This is a genomic window from Streptomyces sp. NPDC093109 (genome assembly GCF_040701725.1).
Classification (GTDB): Bacteria; Actinomycetota; Actinomycetes; order Streptomycetales; family Streptomycetaceae; genus Streptomyces.
The window spans coordinates 147856-166504 of sequence record NZ_JBFBEZ010000007.1 but is presented as its reverse complement, the minus strand read 5'-3'; the positions used below and the strand labels follow the sequence as shown (position 1 = coordinate 166504).

Sequence of the window (18649 nt, the reverse complement as noted above, 5' to 3'; positions counted from 1 at the left end):
GGGCTGTCATGTCCCGGTCGTACGCAACACCCGCCGTTCCCGCCGTTCCCCGTTCTACCGACAGGAGTCGCCCCCGATGTCCGGAACCCCGCCGGCGCCGCCGCCGCGTCGGCGCGCATACGTCGCGTCGGCCGTCTTCACCCTCGTGACCGCCGTGCTGCTGGCACTCGTCGCGCCCGCCGCCGCCGCGACCTATGTCCCGATCTCGGGCGCGGGCTCCACCTGGAGCCAGAACGCGCTGGACCAGTGGCGGGCGAACGTCAAGCAGTACGGCATGACGGTCAACTACAACGGCACCGGCTCGTCCGACGGCCGCAACCAGTTCCGCAACGGGACCGTCGACTACGCGGTCTCCGAGATCCCCTACGGGATCAAGGACTCCGGCGTCGTCGACCCGCCGCCCTCGCGTAAGTACGCCTATATGCCCATCGTGGCCGGCGGTACGTCGTTCATGTACAACCTCAAGATCGGCAACCAGCGGGTCACCAATCTCCGCCTCTCGGGCCCGGTCATCGCCAAGATCTTCACCGGCGGCATCACGATGTGGAACGACCCGGCGATCAAGGCGGACAACCCCGGCCTCGCCGCGTCGCTCCCCGCCCGCCGGGTCGTCCCCGTGGTCCGCTCCGACGGATCGGGCAGCACGGCCCAGCTGACCACCTGGATGAGCAAGCAGCACCGCTCGCTGTGGGACGCGTACTGCGGCCGGGCGGGACGCTCCACGCCGTGCGGCGCCACGTCCAACTACCCGCTGGTGCCGGGCGGCGGCTTCGTCGCCCAGTCCGGGTCGAACGGGGTCTCCGGCTATGTCGCCCAGGCGGGCAACATCGGCACGATCACCTACGTCGAGTACTCGTACGCCGTCTACACGACCGGATTCCCCGTGGCCAAGGTGCTCAACGCCGCCGGGTACTACACCGAGCCGACCGCCAAGAACGTCGCGGTGGCCCTGCTCAACGCCCGGATCAACAAGGACAGTTCCTCGCCGGACTATCTGACCCAGATCCTCGACGGTGTCTACAACAGCACCGACCGGCGCAACTACCCGCTCTCCAGCTACAGCTACATGGTCGTGCCGACCAGCACCGAGGCCAACTTCAACGCCCAGAAGGGCAAGACGCTCGGCGCGTTCGCCTACTACTTCCTCTGCCAGGGCCAGCAGCACGTCGACAACCTCGGCTACTCGCCGCTGCCCGTGAACCTCGTCGAGGCGGGGCTCGACCAGGTGCGCCGGATCCCCGGGGTGGACGTCGAGAACGTCAACATCAAGAACTGCCGTAACCCCACCTTCTCCGCCGACGGCGGCAACACCCTCGCCAAGTCCGCCCCGTACCCGCCCGCCTGCGACAAGCAGGGCGCCTCGCAGTGCACCACCGGCACCGGCGGCGACAAGAAGCCGACCGTCACCCCGGGCGGCTCCACGGGCACCGGCGGATCCGCCACGCCCGGCACCAACGGCGGCTCCGGAGCGTCCGGAGGTACGGGCACGACCGGCGGTACGGCAGGGGCGGGCACGACCGGCGGCGCCGGTGCCACCGGATCGGCCACCGGCGGCGCGACCGGCTCCGGCGGTACGACGGCGTCCGGCGCCGGCTCCACCGGCGCGGCCACGGCCGGCTCGGGCGGCGCCGCGGCGACCGGCGGCTCCACCGCGGGCGACGGCGCCACGGGCGGTACGGCGGCGGGCGCGGCGGCCGGTACGGCGATCGACCCGGACACCGGGCAGCAGGTCTCCGCGCTCGGCACGTCCGGCGACGCGGGCGCGGCCGGGGGCGGCGCGGGCGGCGATGTCTTCGCCGTACCCGTCAGCACCTCGGGGACCATCGGCAGCGGGGCCCGGCGGGCCCTGATGGTGCTGGCCGGAGTGCTGCTGGTGGGCATGACGGTCGGCCCCCCGCTGCTGTCGCGCTACCTGACCGCGCGGAGGACCACCTCATGAGGCCCACAGTCTTCCGCGCACCGCGAACCCCCGGGCGGACCCGCTTCACCGGGCACGTCCCGCTCGCCCGGCGCGCCCTCAACGCCGCCGTCATCACGCTCTGTTCCGTCCTGACCGCCGGTGCCGTCCTCGGCCCCGGCGCCGACCCCGCCGGGGCGGCCGACACCTCGGGCCGCTCGCCCGTGACCGTCACGGGGAAGGGGGACTTCGGTGACCTCAAGGTGACCGTCGCCCAGACCCGGCACCTCGTCAACGAGGTCGTCAAGGTCTCCTGGACCGGTGCGGCGCCCACCGTCTCCGACACCGCGTACGCCGCCGACTACCTCCAGATCATGCAGTGCTGGGGCGACGACGCGAAGGGCCCGGACCCCGAGCAGTGCCAGTTCGGGGGCTCCTCCGCGCTCGGCGCCGGGGCGGGCAACCAGGCAGCGGGCGCGTACACGAACAGCCGCCAGCTCAGCTACGGCGGACTGACCGACCCGGCGCAGACGCTGCCGCCGCCGTCCTCGACGGGCCTGTCCTACGTGGCGTTCCACTCGGTGACCGGAGAGGTCACCAGGACAGGGAACTCCAACGACTTCTTCGACTCCAACACCACCAACGAGGTCCCGTACGCCCGTACCAACCCCGACGGCACCGGCGAGGTGTACTTCGAGGCCCAGACCGCCGTCGAGGCGGCCGGCCTCGGCTGCGGGGAGGCGGCGGGCGGCGCGGCGGGCGACGCGGCGGTCACCGGCGGCGCGTCCGCGACCGAGGGGCGGCAGTGCTGGCTGGTCGTCGTCCCGCGCGGCGAGACCGAGGTCGACGGCAGCCGCTACACCACCCAGTCGGGTGGTTTCCTCCAGTCGTCACCGCTCTCCGCCACCAACTGGGCCCACCGCCTCGTCGTTCCCCTGCACTTCGAGCCGATCGGCCAGTTCTGCCCGATCGGCGCCGACGAACGCCCCACCCTGGGCAACGAGATGGTGGCCGAGGCCATCAGCCGCTGGCAGCCCGTGCTCTGCCGCACCGGCGGACGGACGATCTTCGGCTACGCCCAGGTCACCGACGACACCGCGCGGGCGAAGCTGGGCTCGGGCAACCCCGGCATGGTGTTCCTGAACCGGCCCGCGACCGGCGAGCAACTGGCCGCCGGTCAGCAGCAGCCGGTGTACGCGCCGGTCGCGCTCTCCGGTCTCACCATCGGCTTTCTCATCGAGAGCCAGGCGTCGTTCTCCGCGCCCGAGGCGGTCCGTGCCCGCAACGGCCGCCGGATGGCCGGGCTCAGGCTCAACCAGCGGCTGGTCGCCAAGCTGCTGACCGAGTCGTACCAGGACGGCAACTCGCGCTTCGCGCCGAGCACCGCCAAGAACCCCTACAACCTTGGTACCGACCCGGAGTTCACCGCGCTCAACCCCGAGTACGCCGACCTCACCTTCGGCGGCAAGCTCGGCGACGCGCTCGTCCCCGAAGCGCTCGCGGACACCGCGCATCTGCTGTGGAGCTGGGTCGACCAGGACCCGGCCGCCCGCGAGTTCCTCGACGGCGTCCCCGACAACCAGGGCAAGTACGGCGCCGCGGGCAACGCCGGGATGACCGTCAACCCGCACTACGCCAAGCTCAAACTGCCCCTCGACCACTTCCCCAAGAGCGACCCGTTCTGCCAGCAGTTCGAGGACCACCCGGACCACCCGCTCTGCGTCCAGGACAAGCACCCGTACACCTCCGACATGCGCGGCGCCGCCCGCGCGGCCGGGCGCGGCGAATCGCTGGCCCGTACCACCTGGGACGCGACCGCCACCCCGCCGGCGTACAAGAAGGACCCGCCGCAGCCCGCCGGGCAGCGCGCGATGCTGGCCGTCGCCGACACCTCCACGGCGCTGCGGTACGGGCTGGTCCCGGCGCAACTGCGCAACGCCGCCGGGCAGTACGTGGCGCCCACCACCGCCGGACTGCTCGCCGGGCAGCGGGCCATGAGGCCGAGCGGGGTGAAGGGGGTCCTCGCGCCCGCGCCCGGGGACAAGAAGGCCACGGCCGCCTACCCGCTCACCTCGCTCACCTACGCCGCGACCGTGCCCGCCGCGCTGACCAAGGCCGCGGGCAAGGACTACGCCGAGTTCCTCACGTACGCCACGGGCAGCGGCCAGCAGCCGGGCGTCTCCGCCGGCACCCTGCCCGAGGGGTACGCGCCGCTGCCGCAGGCGCTGCGGAAGCAGGCCGCGCTGGCCGCCGCCACCATCAAGTCCCTCGCCGGGCAGGACCCCGCGGCCACCGACCCCGACCCGGCCGGCCCCGGCGGCACACCGGGCACCGGCGGTTCCGGTTCCGCGTCCGGCGGTTCCGGCACCGTCCCGGCCTCCGGCACAGGCGGGGATACGGGCGCGGGCATCGGCTCAGGACCCGCCGCGGGCGACGGCACGCCGGCAGGCGGTACGGCCGGTACGGGCGCCGCCGGGGGCAGTGCGGGCGACGGTGCGAGCCCCTCGCCGTCGGCCGCCGCCGCCAAGCCCGACGCGTCCGTGTCCACCGCGCCCCAGCCGGCCGCGGCCCGGGCCGAGGCGGCGCTCACCCCGCCCTGGGCGATCGGCGCCGTGCGCTACGTCGTGCTGATCGTCCTCATCATCGGCCTCGCGGCGGCCGTGGGCGGCCCGCTGCTGCCGAGGGTGGTCCCCGTCGTCGCGTACCGGCTGCGCGCGATGCGCGCCCAGGACGGCGCGTGACGCCCCCTCCCAGATCCACCGCGCTCACACGCGGTTCTCCCCCACAAGCACCACCCACCCCGCACCAACCACTCCGCACCACCACCCGCACCAACCCAGCTGAGAGGTACACGAAGGTGAACAAGAAGAAGATCGCGATCGCCACCGCGGGCGCCGCCCTGCTCGCGGCCACCGTCGGCGTCACCGTCGCCGCCGCCGAGCCGTCCGGCACGCCGGCCTACCGCCAGCTCGCCGGCGTCGGCTCCGACACCACACAGGACGTGATGAACGGCCTGTCGCAGGTCGTGACCATCAACGGCACCAAGGTGCTCGGCTCGTACAACGCCACCGGCTCCTCGACGATCACCACCAAGGACCCGGCCGTCAACAACAAGTGCGCCATGGCCCGGCCCAACGGCTCGGGCGCCGGCCGCACCGCGCTGCTCAACTCGCTCCAGGCGGCGGACGGCTGCCTGGACTACTCGCGCTCCTCCAGCCTCAGCCTGGGCGCCGCGGCCCCCGGCCTCACCTACGTACCGTTCGGCGTCGACGGCGTGTCGTACGCGGTCACGCCCTCCAGCGTGCTGCCGCGCAAGCTCAGCCTCGCCGACCTCAAGGCGATCTACCACTGCGACCCGGCGTTCGTCGGGACCGGCCCCAACTTCAAGATCAACGTCCTGCTGCCGCAGGCCGGTTCCGGCACCCGCAGCTTCTGGCAGTCCCAGGTGGGCATCACCGAGGCGGATGTCGTCGCGGGCGTCTACCCCTGCATCAGCGACAAGAAGAACGGCGCCGCCGTCCAGGAGCACGACGGCCGTGTGCTGGACGACAAGTCCATCGTCCCGTTCTCCATCGCCCAGTACCTCGCGCAGAGCTCGCAGACCGTCGCCGACGTCCGGGGCCGCGCGCTGCTCGGTGTGATCGACAACAAGACGCCCACCACGCTCAACAGCGACTTCGGCGTCAAGCGCGATGTCTACAACGTCATCCCGACCAGCAAGATCGGCACGGCCCCGTGGAGCACCGTCTTCGCCGGCCCCAACTCCCTCATCTGCAAGGAGTCGGGCGTCATCAACACGTACGGCTTCGCCACCAGCCCGAACTGCGGCGACACCACCAAGCAGACCCCGTGACACGCGCCGGGATCCCCACCGATTCGAAGGAGCTCTGACCCCGTGCTGCTGCGCAGCCCCCTGCGGGCACTCGCCACGAGTGCCGTCGCCGCCACCGTCCTGGCGTTCGGTGCGATGGCGGTTTCCCCGGCCCGGGCGGCCGGGTCCGGCACCCTGGACATCTCCCCGAAGACCGGCACGGACGAGAGCGGGATCGACTTCGCCACGTCCGGCGCCTGCCCGGACACCGCCACGTACGTCATCGTGACGGTCAAGGGCACGGGCTTCCCCGCCGAAGGCCAGAACGTGGTCGGCAACGCGCCGATCGAGACGTACAGCTCCACGGCCGACGGCGGCATGTTCATCCCGCTGTCGTCGACGATGCGCGACTACGCGAACATCGCCGGCTTCAGCACCCTCAAGGGCAAGTACGACTTCACCGTCATCTGCCGCACGGCCTTCGACGACACGAACCTGGGCGACTTCACCGGCGCCGTCTGGTTCACGTCGAACACCGCCTACACCACGACCAACCCCGACGGCCCCGACCCCTCGAACAGCCCCGACCCGTCGAACAGCCCCTCCCCGTCGGACGATCCGGACACCTCCCCGACCCCGTCCAACCCCGCTCCGTCCGACAGCGTCGACCCCAGCGACGACCCGAGCGGATCGGCCGAGCCCTCCGACGACACGACCCCGAGCGACGACGGCACCGACCCCTCGGAGACGAGCGACCCGGCCGCGGGGACGGCCGGCGGTTCGTCCGACGGCGGCACGACGGGCGGTTCGTCCGACGCGGGCGCCACCGGCGGTTCGTCCGGTACCTCCGGTTCATCCGGTACGGGCGGCGGCGGTTCCGGCGTCCTCGCCAACACCGGTGCCCAGGCCGGCATCTTCGCGGCCGGCTCCCTCACGCTGATCGCCGCGGGTACGGCCGCCGTCCGGTGGGCCCGCCGCCGTGATCTGCTCACCTTCGGAAACGGAGCGAAGCTGTGAATCCGCTCGTCCACTCCACGGCACGCGTACGCGCGAGCGCACGCGTACGCGCACCGCGCAAGCTGCTCGCCGCACTGCTCACCTGCGCCACGGCCGCCACCGTGGCGATCGCCGGGCCCGTGCTGCTCGGCGCCTCCACGGCCCACGCCGACACCATCGGCACCCTCGCCGTGACCCCCGCCACCGGCACGGACACCTCGTCCGTCGCCCTGACCACCTCCGGCATCTGCCCGGAGGTGGCCGACTACCTGATCGTCAAGGTGGCCGGCAAGGGGTTCCCCGCCGAGGGCCAGAACGTCGTCGGCAACTCCGAGACCAGCATCTACCCGACCTCCGGCGCCGGTTACGAGGTACCGCTGACGGAGACCATGCGGGACTACGCCAGCACGGCGGGGTTCAAGACGCTGGAGGGCCGTTACGACTTCACCGTGACGTGCCGCAAGGCGTTCGGCGACACCACCTACGGCGACTTCACGGGCTCCCTCTGGTTCACCTCGGACACCACCTACCGGAACACCGCTCCGGCGCAGGCGACCACCGCGTCCCTCACCGCCGCCCCGGCGGGCCCGGTCACCGAGGGCACCTCGGTGAAGCTCACCGCGAAGGTCGCCCCCGCGACGGCCGCCGGGACCGTGACGTTCCTCGACGGCTCCGCCCAGCTCGGCTCGCCCGTCACCGTCTCCGGCGGTACGGCGTCCCTCGCGACGACGGCGCTCAAGGCCGGCACCCACGCGCTGAAGGCCCAGTTCACCCCGGCGAAGCCCGCGGAGTTCACGGGCTCGGCCCCCGGCGCCGTCCCGCTCAAGGTCACGGTCCGGCCGCCGTCGGTCACCTCGAAGCCCAAGGTGACCGGCACCGCCAAGGTCGGCTCCAAGGTCACCTGTGACGTCACCTTCGGTGGCGCCACCTCCGTCGCGTACCAGTGGATGCGCGACGCCAAGACGATCAGCGGCGCGACCGCCAGGACCCGGGTGCTCGACGCGGCCGACCGTACGCACAAGATCTCCTGCCGCGCCACCGGTACGAACGCGGGCGGCTCGACTCCGGTCACCAGCCCGGCCGTCACGGTCGCCACCGGCCCGGCCCTCAAGGCCACCAAGGCCCCGACGGTCACCGGCACCGCCAAGGTGGGCAAGAAGCTCACCGCGAAGCCGGGCACCTGGACGCCCGCCGCCACCTCGTACGGCTACGTCTGGAAGCAGGACGGCAAGGCCATCAAGAACGCCACCAAGACCACCTACACGGCGGCCAAGGCGGACAAGGGCCACAAGATCACCGTGACCGTCACCGCCAAGCGCGCCGGATACGCCAACGGCACCGGCACCACCAAGCCGGTCAAGGTGAGCTGACGTTGAACGCGAAAACCCTGGAGCGCGCACCCAGCGCCCCACGGGCCGGCCGGGCGCCCACACCGCGCCCGGCCGGCCCGGCGTTGCGCGCCACCGGCGCGGCGCTCAGCATCCTGGCCGCCCTGCTGCTCGGATTCGTCGCGAATCTGGGCCCGCTCGGCGACCTCAGACACGGCCGTGACCAGCAGGTGGCCCACGCCACCCTGCGCGAACAACTGGCCAACGCGACGGCACCGGTCGGCCCCCGCACCCAGGAGGGCGAGCAGCTCGCGCTCGGGGATCCCGTCGCCCTGCTGGAGATCCGCTCGCTCGGACTGCGGGAGGTCATCGAGGAGGGCACCACCTCGGAGGTGCTCACCTCGGCCCCCGGACACCGCCGCGACACCGTCCTGCCGGGACAGCCCGGGATCAGCCTGGTGATGGGCCGGCAGGCCGCGTACGGCGGGCCGTTCGCGCACCTCGACGAGGTGCGCGCCGGTGACGAGATCACCGTCACCACCGGCCAGGGCAAGCACACCTACCGGGTCCTGGGGATACGGCGGGCCGGCGATCCGCAGCCGCCCGCACTCGCCGCCGGCGCCGGACGGCTCACCCTGATCACCGGGGCGGGCCGGCCCTTCCTGCCCGGCGGGCTGCTGCGCGTCGACGCCGACCTGGTCTCGGCGGCCCAGCCCGCCGCCGCGCCGCTGTACTCGGCGGGCAGCCTGCCGGCCGACGAGAAGCCGATGGCGGGCATGGAGGGGGCGTGGCTGTCGCTGGTGCTCTGGGGACAGCTGCTCCTGCTCGCGGGCGCGGCCCTGGCCTGGCTACGGGCGCGGGCGGGCCGGCGGGAGGCGTGGGTCATCGGCGTACCGGTACTGGGCGCGCTGGGGCTCGTGGTGGCGGACCGGGCGGCGGAGCTGCTGCCGAATCTGCTCTGAGGCAGGGGGGTTCCGTAACTGGAATCCCTCCGTCCCCTTCCCCTTCCACCCTCGCTACTCCCTCTTCCTCGAATCGCTCCTGAAAGGACGTGACATGACCGCCTCTCCCGCCGACACCCTCCGCCTTCCCGCGACGGAAGCGCCGACGCAGACCCAGGCCTCGGTCCCGGTCCCGGCTCCGGCACCCGGCGATGGGACCGCCGCCGAGCTGGAGGCCCGCGCGGTGTCGGCCTGGTTCGGTGACCACAAAGTCCTGGACCGGGTGTCGCTGACCATGCCGGCCGGCCGGGTCATGGCCCTGATCGGCCCGTCCGGCTGCGGAAAGTCGACCTTCCTGCGGATCCTCAACCGGATGCACGAACTCAACCCCGCCGCCTCGCTCGCCGGTGAAGTGCTGCTCAGCGGCCAGGACATCTACGCCCCCGAGCGCCGGCTGACCGATGCCCGCCGGCACATCGGCATGGTCTTCCAGAAGCCGAACCCGTTCCCGGCCATGTCGGTCTACGACAACGTGACCGCCGGTCTGAAGCTGACCGGCGTCCGGGCGAGCCGGGACGCCAAGGACGATCTGGTCGAACACTGTCTGACCAAGGCCGGTCTCTGGAACGAGGTGCGCGACCGGCTGCGCCAGCCCGGCGGCGCGCTCTCCGGCGGTCAGCAGCAGCGGCTCTGCATCGCCCGCTCCCTGGCGGTCCGGCCGCAGGTGCTGCTCATGGACGAGCCGTGCTCGGCGCTCGACCCGACCTCCACCCGGCGGGTCGAGGAGACGATCAAGGAGCTGTCCGGCGAGGTCACGGTCGTCATCGTCACGCACAACATGCAGCAGGCGGCCCGCGTCTCCGACCGGTGTGCCTTCTTCCTCGCCGAACAGGGCACCCCCGGAGGCATCGTCGAACACGGCCCGACCGACGCGATGTTCGCCGGACCGGCCGATCCCCGTACGGCCGACTACGTCAATGGCCGCTTCGGATAAGGTCGACGAGCAGCGGCCCGGCGCCACTCCTTGTCCGGAATCCGGTGCCGCGCGATCGGAAATGATCTTATCGTTCGTCACAGGCGCTGTTCCGGTGCCGGTGATGGAGGCGATGAGATGGCACGTACGACACCGTCCGGCGGCGGGCGCAAGGACCGGCCGCCGACGCTCGCCCTGGTAGCCCAACGGGCCGGGGTGTCACCGCAGACGGTGTCCAACGCGCTCAACTCGCCCGAACTGCTGGCCGCGGAGACCCTGGAGCGGGTGCGCCGGACGATAGCCGAGCTGGACTACCGGCCCCACCAGGCCGCGCGCCTGCTGCGTACCCGGTCGAGCCTGCTGATCGGGTACGGGGTCCAGCCCACGCCCGACGGGGTGTCAGGGCCCGTGATGGAGCACTTCCTGCACGCGCTCTCGGACTCGGCCCACCAGGCCGGCTACCGCGTCCTCCTCTTCGCCGTGCCCGCCGCGGCCGAGGACGAACCCGACTCCTACGCCGAGCTGTTACGGGAACGGTCGGTGGACGCGTTCGTGCTCAGCAACACCTACCGGGGCGACCCCCGCCCGGACTGGCTGCGCAAGCGGGACATCCCCTTCGTCTCCTTCGGCCGCCCCTGGTCGGCGCGGGAAACGGGGGACTGGGTGGATGTCGACGGCGCGCACGGGACCGGGGCCGCGGTCGACCATCTCGCCGGCCTCGGGCACCGCAGGATCGCCTTCCTCGGCTGGCCCAGGGGCTCCGGCACCGGCGACGACCGGGCGCGCGGCTGGCGGGAGGCGATGGCCCGGCACGGACTGTCCGTACGCGGGCTGCGGGCCGCCTCACGCGATGACGTCGAGGCCGCGCGGGAGGCGATCGGGCCGCTGCTCGACCGGGGCGTCACCGCCGTTGTCGCGGCCAGCGACACGCTCGCCCTCGGCTGCTACCGGGCGCTGCTCGACAGCGGTCGGACACCCGGGCGGGACGTCGCCGTCGTCGGCTTCGACGACACGGCCGCCGCGGGGATGCTCTCCCCGGCGCTCTCCAGCGTCCGCCAGCCGCTGGAGGAGGCGGGCCGGAGCTGTACGCGGCTGCTGCTCGCCCGGATCAAGGACCCGGCGGCGGAGCTGGAGCACGTCCTGCTGACGCCCGAACTGGTGGTGCGGGCCAGCAGCGGCGCCGGCTTCGGCCCGGGGACCGCCTCGGGAGCCGACCGGGCGTAAAACAGGGCCGGCCCGGACCGGCTCAGGCCGGCGTGCGTTCGAGCATCAGCGCGTTGAACGCGCCGTAGTCGAGCCGGTCCTCCAGGGCCGTGTACGTACCGTCGGTGAGCAGTTCGCGTGCGGCGCGCGCGGCGAGGCCGTAGGCGGCCTCGGCGATCGAGGAGCCGGCGCTGACCCTGGCCACGCCCAGCTCCGCCAGGACGGACACGGGCAGCGAGCCGGGCCCCGCCAGCAGGTTCAGCGGCGCCTCGACCCCGTCCACCAGGGCCGATACGGTCGCCCGGTCGAAGGCGCCGAGCACGAACACACCGTCCGCGCCCGCCGCCCGGTAGGCGGCGGCCCTGGCCAGGGTCTCCTTGATCCGGCCGGCCGGATCCCCGGCGGGCAGCCGGTGGGTGTCGATCCGGGCGTTGAGGAACAGCGGCACCCCGGCGGCGTCGGCGGCGGCGCGGGCGGCGGCGATCCGCGCGGCCTGCTCGGCGACGGGCCGCAGCGGCTCAGGACCGGTGCGCAGCGAATCCTCCAGGTTGACGCCGACGGCCCCGGCGTCCAGCACACCCCGCACGGTGTCGGCGACGTCCTCGGGGGTGGCGCCGTAGCCGCTCTCGATATCGGCGGTGACCGGTACGCGGACGGTGGCCGAGATTCGTGCCACCGCGGCCAGCGCGGTCGCCCGGTCCAGCCGGTCCCCGTCCCCGTACCCGAGCGTCCAGGACACCCCGGCGCTGGTGGTGGCGACGGCCGCGGCGCCGGCGTCCTCGGCGAGCCGGGCCGAGGCGGCGTCCCAGGCGTTGGGCAGGACGAGGGGCTTCCCGGGGATGTGCAGTGAGCGCAGGAGCAGCGCCTGGTCCTTGAGTGTTGTCATGACACCCACTTCACCAGCAGTTATGTCCTCGGGGCCAACGATTTTGCGTCGGCTCACCGGGGTGCGATCCGCTGCCTGGCATGTCGGAGCCCCGCCACTTTTGGGGAAGGTGGGCGGGGCTCCAGCGCTGTACGTGCTCGGGTCGCGTTCAGCCGTGGGACTTGGCGAGCGCGACCAGACCGCCGAAGGCGTCGGCGGTCAGGGTCAGAACGGGACCGGTCGGGTTCTTGCTGTCGCGGATCAAGACCTCGCCGGTTGCTGCTGCGTGCTTCGGTGCCCACTCGATGCACTGGCCGCCGTTGTTGCTGTATGTGCTCTTGATCCAACGCGTGCGTTCGGTCGTCACGGGGTGCCGAGCTTTCCGGACTTGACGCCTGCCACAAAAGAGGCAAAAGCGGCGGCAGGGAGAATCAGTATGGGTCCGCTTGGAGTCTTGGAATCGCGGACGGGGACGGCGCCGGTAGCGCACGCGTGTGCGGGCGACCACTCGACACAGGTGCCGCCGTTGTTGCTGTACGAAGATTTGGCCCAGAGGAGGGGCAGGGATTCGGTCGTCACGGGGTGCCCTTTCGTGCCTCATTGATCATGGCCACGGACGCCGCCTGGGAGAGCGCCTCGGCCTGTAGTTGATGGTAGGCCGTCAGTAGAGGTACGACGGATGCAGTTTCTCGGTCAAGGTGTCCTTGAGTCTGCGACTCGACATAGGCGACTACGGAGCGGTCGGCGAGCGTGAGCAAGTTGGTTGGTCGGTCTAGCGTTCGCTGCTCTCCCATGTCATACGGTGCGACCTGAAGCACGGTATTGGGAAGTGCGGCGAACTCGACCAGCCGCTGAAGTTGGGCATCCATGACTTGAACGCCCCCCACTGTGCGGCGAACACAGCTCTCGTCGATCACCACCAGGACCAGGGGTGCCCGGGGTCGCGTCAGCGTTGCTTGCCGCTCCGCCAGAATCGTTGCTCGGCTGTCTGCTAACTCACGTGTGATGGCACCACGTTGGACAGCGTTGTCGGCCAACACCCGTGCATACTCCGGTGTCTGCAACAAACCGGGGATGATGCCGATCTCGAACAGCCAGATCTCCACCGCCCGCCCTTCGTAACTCAGGTACTCCGGGAAGCCCTCCAGCAGTGAACCGTTCCTGAGTTCCCCCCACGCACGCTCGAACGACTCCGTACTCCCTACGAGTCCGAGGGTTGTATCAAGGCCGCGCGAAAGGCGGCGGGTTGGCGGTTTGGAACCGGTTTCGACCGCTGAGATATGCCTGCCCGAGTAGCCGAGCAGCACGCCAAGAGCGTCTTGCGTCCAACCACGTGCCTCACGTGCACTGCGCAGACGCACGCCGAAAGCGGCTTGGGGACTTGCCTCGGCGTTCAACTCCTTGCGGTTTACCAATGTGCCCTCCGCTTTCGGAACGTTGAAGAGCTTCGGACTCTAGGCCACTCTGAGGCACCACGGGTAGCGGTTTCGCTACGGAGAGGAGTGTCCGATGCCAGGTAGAAGCGTTCCTGCCCAGAGACAGCAGCCCAGGCGCGCCCCGATCGCCGGTTCTGCTCGTACGGACGAGCTAACCGTCAGCGTTGACGCGCGGCTGTTCTGGCGCCTGCGGCCCGACGGCGTGCGCGGTACGTACGCCGGGCCGGCACAGCCGCTTCCGGCGGACGTGCGGAGCGGCCACGAACGGCGGTGTGTCGATGTCGCCGCCGAGTGATCCACGCCGGTTGGGTTTCTCGCCGGCGGTGCGCAACCCTCCGATCAACCTTGCCCCTGCCCCCGATTGCGACGTGTGTGCCTGGTGGGACAGGCGTCGGGACAACGCGATGCGCGGCATCGGGGCCGTGAGCGCACTGCACTGTGCGCAGCAGATCGCGGCGCACCCGCACCGCCAGGCCGCTGACCGGGCGGCGATCCCGAACAGCGCGGCTCCCTTCGTCCATCTGCCGGAAGCCTCGCGGCAGATCACGCTCGTCGTGGGTATGGCGGTCTGGGACCCGGGGCGTGAGATGCCCGGTGTGGTGTACAAGCTTTACGGGAATCTGGCCTGTCTGATCCGGCCGTTCGGGAAATCGTGGAACGCCGTCGCGGCCAGGGTCCGTCCGGCGACGGACCGGGAGTGCCAACAGTTGCGGGCGCTCGCCAAGTTGCACCGGGAACGTGGCGGGGGCGGCGGGCGGCCGTGACCGACTCATGCGTCTACCTCGCCACCGTGACCGCCGAGGGGCCGGTCAACGGAGCGGCACACCGTTTTCTGCTCGGCACACATGAGACGACATCACCGGAACGGACGCTTCGTTGGCTCCGCGGGCAGGCTCGACGGATCGCAGACGGCCTCGATCCCGATCCCTGCTCGGCGTGGATTCCGCGAGGCGCGATCGTTCCGGCAGTGGGCTGGGGTCCGAACCCCGGCCCGGGCCCTGTTCCGGATCCCGGCCAGGATGTGCCCGCCGTACTCCGCTTCTGGTGCGGTGACCTCACCGAGCAGGAGGTGGCGCGGAACCAACTGGCCGTCGGGCGTGGGTTCACACTCACCGTGCGGGACTCGCTGGGGCGCTACACCTTGAGCGCGAGCCCCGTTCCACAGTTCGTGCGGGCGCGCTCGGCACCCCTCGACGTTCAGCGGAGACACCAGAACCCACGGAAGCGGCGTTGGTTCGACCGGTTCCGCCGGCCGTCGCGCCTGCCGAACACCGCTGCGGCACTCAGCAGCCCCCGAACTCCGTACCGGTAGCTCCGACAACCATCGGCGGGGACAGCCGCCGGTACGGATACCACCCCGGTCGGCGCGGGAACGCAGACACCCGGCGCCCCCAAGAGGACCCTCGCAGGCGCGTGCGGACCGCCCGCGAGGACCACGGAATGCCGCCCCCGCCTCGGTCGGGCCGGGGCGCGCTCCGTGGAGTACGGCCGGAGCCCCCCGATCCGGCCACCGCACGGGGCGGGCCCGGCACCCAACCGGGCTCGCCCCACCAAGAAACTCCGTCGCTACCGGGTGGGTCTGTCCCCGGTGGCGACGGTTCCACCCCCGCCCGTACGCCAATGCGCGCTCGGACGGGTCAGCAATGCACACAACCGACAAGGAGAGTGCAGAGTGAGCGACACCATTTCCCGCCCCGCCCCCGAACAGGTGGCGGAACGGGCCCGAGAGATCGTGTCGGCGATTCAGGCCGACCCCGAGTACGACGCGTTCACCGCCGCCGCGCTGAAGTACGACGAGGCATGGACGTGCTTCACCGGTTTCCCGGTCATCAGTAACTGGGACCTGGACACCGACAAGCGCCCGCTGCTCACTGAGGGACTTCGGGCCCTCGCTCTCAAGGCCGCTGTCTACGAACTCGGTGGTCAGGACGAGGACATGACGGAAATCCCCGTCGCTGTTCCCGTGGACGAGATGATGCACGCGATGATCGCGCAACCGCAGCTCCTCGCGCGCATCGCGGACCGGGTGGGAGTCTCGGTCATCCACCAGACCGACAAGGAACACCACGAGTACGCGGCCGGCGACTACACGCACACCGCGTACGCCCTCGCGTGGGGTGAGCCGAATGACCGTTACTGGGTCGGTCACGCCGAAGTAAACCGGCGGTTGGGAATCCTGGACGCCAAGTACGAGGCGGCGGGATTCCTGCGGTCGGGCAAGGCGCACTCGTTCGACTTCAGCCTGTTCTAACGGCTAGTTGAGCGCGCGGCGCAGCGCTGCGACGGGATCCACACCCGGGAAAGTCTGCGGGATCTCGGCAAGGGCACGATCAATCAGCGTTTCGACCATGCCCGGTGCTGCGCCGTACAACACGACCCGCAGATACGGCACCAGGTCGGACACGTCTGCGGGAAGAACGAACGGTTGCGTGAGAGGCACGCCATCGGACTTGTACCGACCGACCGGTAACCCCACCTTGCCGGGGTGGACGCAAACAGGTACACGTTCGGCGGTGTAGCGGTGTCCATCGGCCGGGTCGAATGGGCATTCCTTTGATGGACGCTCGAACACGTCGAACTCCCCGAGCGGAAAGCGACGTGATGGACAAATGCCGCATGCTGTGTGGTGTCCGTCGCCGGTGACGAAAGCCTCGTCCATGTGTCGACCCTAGCGGCACGGCACGTAAGAACGCGTTCCAGTCCCGGATGCTGTGGTTGTCCGGGTACCCGGCGTACCTGGCAATGGGGTCGGGGCTGCGGCACCCTGGAGGGATGAGTACTTCGGCGCGGCCCGGCACGCAGACCGGCCAGGAGACGGAGATGCGGCGGCACGAACTGGCGGGATTCCTGCGCAGCCGCCGCGAGCGCATCACGCCCGAGCAGGTGGGGCTCGACCGGGGCAGACGACGGCGTACGCCCGGACTGCGGCGCGAGGAGGTCGCCCAGCTCTCGGCCGTCGGCGTGACCTGGTACACCTGGCTGGAGCAGGCGCGGCCCATCCAGGTGTCCGCGCAGGTGCTGGACGCGCTGGCCCGGGCGCTGCTGCTCGACTCCGGTGAGCGCACGCATCTCTTCGCCCTCGCCGCGACCGTCGACCCGGCCCCCGGCACGCCGTGCCCCACCGTCACGCCCGCGCTGCGGCAGATGCTGGAGCGGCTGGAGCCGTTCCCGGCCTGTGTGCAGAACAGCCGGTACGACATCCTCGCGTACAACAGCACCTACAGCGTGCTGATGTGCGACCTCGACGCGCTGCCGCCCGGCGACCGCAACTGCCTGTGGCTGGCCTTCACCAACGACGAGTGGGGGCAGTCGCTCGGCAACCGCGACGAGACCCGCCGGCTCATGGTGGGCAAGTTCCGCGCCTCCATGGCCGAGCATCTCGCCGAGCCGCCCTGGAAGACGCTGCTCGGACGGCTGCGGGCGGCGTCGCCCGAGTTCCGGGAGATCTGGGAGGAGCACGAGGTGGTCGCGCCCACCGGGGACCGGACGAAGCGGTTCGTCAACTCCCGGGTCGGGCAGCTCAGTCTGGCGCACACCAACCTCTGGCTCGGTCCGGCCTCCGGGCCCCGGCTCGTGAGCTACGTACCGGTGGACGAGGAGTCCCGGCGCCGGCTGGAGCGGCTTCAGGCGTCGCTGCCGGTGCCCGCGCCGGTGCCGGAGCCGGTGCCGGAGTCCGAGCCGGTGCCGGAGTCGGAGCGTGCGTCCGGATCCCGGTCCGCGCCGGAGGCCGCCCCCGCCCTGGTCTGACCCGGCCCGGCCGCCGCCGGCTCCAGGCGCTCCGCCGTCCGCAGCGCCGTACCGCGCGCCCAGGAGCCGCTTGTCAGCATGCCGACCAGCAGGACGCAGGCGCCGCACGCCGAGATGATCCACCAGGCCGTGCGGCTCGCGTCCGCGAACCCGTGCCCGTACGAAGCGGAGCCCGCCGCGCCCGCCAGCCCGCCCGCCAGCACCGCGCCGATCACCGCGACGCCCAGCGTCTGGCCGATCTGCCGGCTGGTGGACGCGACGGCAGCCGCCACGCCCGCCTGGGAGCGCGGCATGCCGGAGACGGCGGTGTTGGTGATGGGCGCGTTGACCATGCCGAACCCGATGCCGAACACCACGTACCCGGTGAACAGCAGCGCCGTGGTCCGCTCCGCGTCGACCACGGCGAAGAGCAGCGCGCTCGCCGTCATCGCGGTCCCGGCGATCAGCAGCGAGAGCCGTGGCCCCCTGCTGCCGATCAGCCGGCCGGAGATCGGTGCGCAGACGAAGGTCATGGCGGCCATCGGGAGCATGTACAGCCCGGCGTGCAGCGCGGAGAGCCCCCGTACGTTCTGCAGATAGAGCGTGTTGAGGAAGAGGAACCCGCCCAGCGAGGCGAACGCGCACACCGCGATGACGGTCGCCCCGCTGAACGGCGCGCTCCGGAAGAACCGCAGGTCGATCAGTGGCTCCGCGCGCCTCGTCTCGTACAGCACGAGACCGGCCAGGGAGAGCACCGAGACGGCGGCGAAGGACATGATCAGCGGCGAGGTCCAGCCCGCCGAGGGCGCCTCGATGATCGCGTACGTCAGCGCGCCGAGCACACCGATGATCAGCAGCTGCCCCACGGGGTCGGGCCTGCGGGGCTTCGGGGCGCGCGATTCGGGGACGTACCGCCGGGTCAGCAGCAGGGCGGCGACGCCGATCGGCAGATTGATCCAGAAGATCGACCGCCAGCCCACCGAGTCCACCAGCAGCCCGCCGACCAGCGGGCCCGCCGCCATCGAGATGCCCACCACCGCGCCCCAGACGCCGATGGCGCGGGCCCGCTCGCGCGGCTCGGTGAAGGTGTTCGTGATGATCGACATCGCGACGGGGTTGAGCATCGAACCGCCGACGGCCTGCACCATCCGGAACGCGACCAGCGAGGTGAGGTTCGGCGCGACCGAGCAGAGCGCCGAGCCGAGCGTGAAGAGCACCAGGCCGGTCTGGAAGACCCGGCGCCGGCCGATCCGGTCGGCCGTCGAGCCCGAGAGCATCAGCAGGGAGGCGATCACGAGGGTGTACGCGTCGATCGTCCACTGGAGTCCGGAGACCGAGGCGTGCAGCTCTCTCTGCATGGAGGGCAGCGCGACATTGAGGATGGTGTTATCGAGACTGACGATCAGAAGACTCATACAGCAGATCGCCAGCACCAGCGTTTTCCGGCGGGGACTCACATCGGGCATGCATCGA

At 71.4% G+C, this 18649-nt stretch carries 16 protein-coding genes and 1 pseudogene; 11 read left to right on the top strand and 6 right to left on the bottom strand.

Annotated features, from left to right (window positions below; all coding sequences use genetic code 11):
- Nucleotides 1-76 precede the first annotated feature (76 nt).
- From AB0389_RS10170 to AB0389_RS10135, 8 genes are all read left to right on the top strand, one after another.
- A complete protein-coding gene (locus AB0389_RS10170) occupies nucleotides 77-1939 on the top strand; it encodes a phosphate ABC transporter substrate-binding protein PstS (protein WP_366394874.1) in 1863 nt (620 codons plus the stop codon).
- Complete coding sequence (locus AB0389_RS10165) at nucleotides 1936-4638, top strand: hypothetical protein (protein WP_366394873.1); 2703 nt, start codon at nucleotides 1936-1938, stop codon at nucleotides 4636-4638. The genes AB0389_RS10170 and AB0389_RS10165 overlap by 4 nt, the downstream gene beginning before the upstream one ends.
- Nucleotides 4639-4754: 116 nt before the next feature.
- Nucleotides 4755-5750, top strand: coding sequence for a substrate-binding domain-containing protein (locus AB0389_RS10160; RefSeq protein WP_366394872.1), 996 nt, complete (start codon nucleotides 4755-4757; stop codon nucleotides 5748-5750).
- Nucleotides 5751-5792: 42 nt separating this feature from the next.
- On the top strand, nucleotides 5793-6725 hold the full coding sequence (locus tag AB0389_RS10155; RefSeq protein WP_366394871.1) for a hypothetical protein: 933 nt from the start codon (nucleotides 5793-5795) through the stop codon (nucleotides 6723-6725).
- Nucleotides 6722-8074, top strand: a complete 1353-nt coding sequence (locus AB0389_RS10150) for an Ig-like domain repeat protein (RefSeq protein ID WP_366394870.1) — start codon at nucleotides 6722-6724, stop codon at nucleotides 8072-8074. Before AB0389_RS10155 ends, AB0389_RS10150 begins: the two co-directional genes overlap by 4 nt.
- Nucleotides 8075-8076: 2 nt before the next feature.
- Nucleotides 8077-8994 carry a class E sortase gene (locus AB0389_RS10145; protein ID WP_366394869.1) on the top strand — a complete coding sequence of 306 codons (918 nt, stop codon included), beginning with the start codon at nucleotides 8077-8079 and terminating at the stop codon, nucleotides 8992-8994.
- Between the two features lie 94 nt (nucleotides 8995-9088).
- The gene (locus AB0389_RS10140; protein ID WP_366394868.1) at nucleotides 9089-9967 is read left to right on the top strand and encodes a phosphate ABC transporter ATP-binding protein; all 879 of its coding nucleotides are present in this window, start codon (nucleotides 9089-9091) and stop codon (nucleotides 9965-9967) included.
- A gap of 117 nt (nucleotides 9968-10084) precedes the next feature.
- Entirely contained in the window at nucleotides 10085-11170 is a 1086-nt protein-coding gene (locus AB0389_RS10135; RefSeq protein WP_366394867.1) for a LacI family DNA-binding transcriptional regulator, read from the top strand.
- A gap of 22 nt (nucleotides 11171-11192) precedes the next feature.
- Here AB0389_RS10135 and AB0389_RS10130 read toward each other — a convergent pair whose 3' ends face one another.
- From AB0389_RS10130 to AB0389_RS10115, 4 genes are all read right to left on the bottom strand, one after another.
- Nucleotides 11193-12035 carry an isocitrate lyase/phosphoenolpyruvate mutase family protein gene (locus AB0389_RS10130; protein WP_366394866.1) on the bottom strand — a complete coding sequence of 281 codons (843 nt, stop codon included), beginning with the start codon at nucleotides 12033-12035 and terminating at the stop codon, nucleotides 11193-11195.
- A gap of 148 nt (nucleotides 12036-12183) precedes the next feature.
- Nucleotides 12184-12381 carry a DUF397 domain-containing protein gene (locus AB0389_RS10125; RefSeq protein WP_366394865.1) on the bottom strand — a complete coding sequence of 66 codons (198 nt, stop codon included), beginning with the start codon at nucleotides 12379-12381 and terminating at the stop codon, nucleotides 12184-12186.
- Nucleotides 12378-12593, bottom strand: coding sequence for a DUF397 domain-containing protein (locus AB0389_RS10120; RefSeq protein WP_366394864.1), 216 nt, complete (start codon nucleotides 12591-12593; stop codon nucleotides 12378-12380). Before AB0389_RS10120 ends, AB0389_RS10125 begins: the two co-directional genes overlap by 4 nt.
- On the bottom strand, nucleotides 12590-13429 hold the full coding sequence (locus AB0389_RS10115; RefSeq protein ID WP_366394863.1) for a helix-turn-helix transcriptional regulator: 840 nt from the start codon (nucleotides 13427-13429) through the stop codon (nucleotides 12590-12592). The genes AB0389_RS10120 and AB0389_RS10115 overlap by 4 nt, the downstream gene beginning before the upstream one ends.
- A gap of 443 nt (nucleotides 13430-13872) precedes the next feature.
- On the opposite strand from AB0389_RS10115, the gene AB0389_RS10110 reads away from it, so the two are divergent.
- On the top strand, nucleotides 13873-14214 hold the full coding sequence (locus AB0389_RS10110; protein ID WP_366394862.1) for a hypothetical protein: 342 nt from the start codon (nucleotides 13873-13875) through the stop codon (nucleotides 14212-14214).
- A 908-nt stretch (nucleotides 14215-15122) separates the two neighbouring features.
- Complete coding sequence (locus AB0389_RS10105; RefSeq protein WP_366394861.1) at nucleotides 15123-15701, top strand: hypothetical protein; 579 nt, start codon at nucleotides 15123-15125, stop codon at nucleotides 15699-15701.
- A gap of 3 nt (nucleotides 15702-15704) precedes the next feature.
- Here AB0389_RS10105 and AB0389_RS10100 read toward each other — a convergent pair whose 3' ends face one another.
- Nucleotides 15705-16109 carry a hypothetical protein gene (locus tag AB0389_RS10100; RefSeq protein ID WP_366394860.1) on the bottom strand — a complete coding sequence of 135 codons (405 nt, stop codon included), beginning with the start codon at nucleotides 16107-16109 and terminating at the stop codon, nucleotides 15705-15707.
- Between the two features lie 113 nt (nucleotides 16110-16222).
- On the opposite strand from AB0389_RS10100, the gene AB0389_RS10095 reads away from it, so the two are divergent.
- Nucleotides 16223-17197, top strand: a complete 975-nt coding sequence (locus AB0389_RS10095; protein WP_366394859.1) for a helix-turn-helix domain-containing protein — start codon at nucleotides 16223-16225, stop codon at nucleotides 17195-17197.
- A 17-nt stretch (nucleotides 17198-17214) separates the two neighbouring features.
- On the opposite strand, the pseudogene AB0389_RS10090 reads toward AB0389_RS10095, so the two are convergent.
- Nucleotides 17215-18642 (bottom strand): annotated as a pseudogene (locus tag AB0389_RS10090) (MFS transporter); the annotation flags it as partial.
- Nucleotides 18643-18649 lie beyond the last annotated feature (7 nt).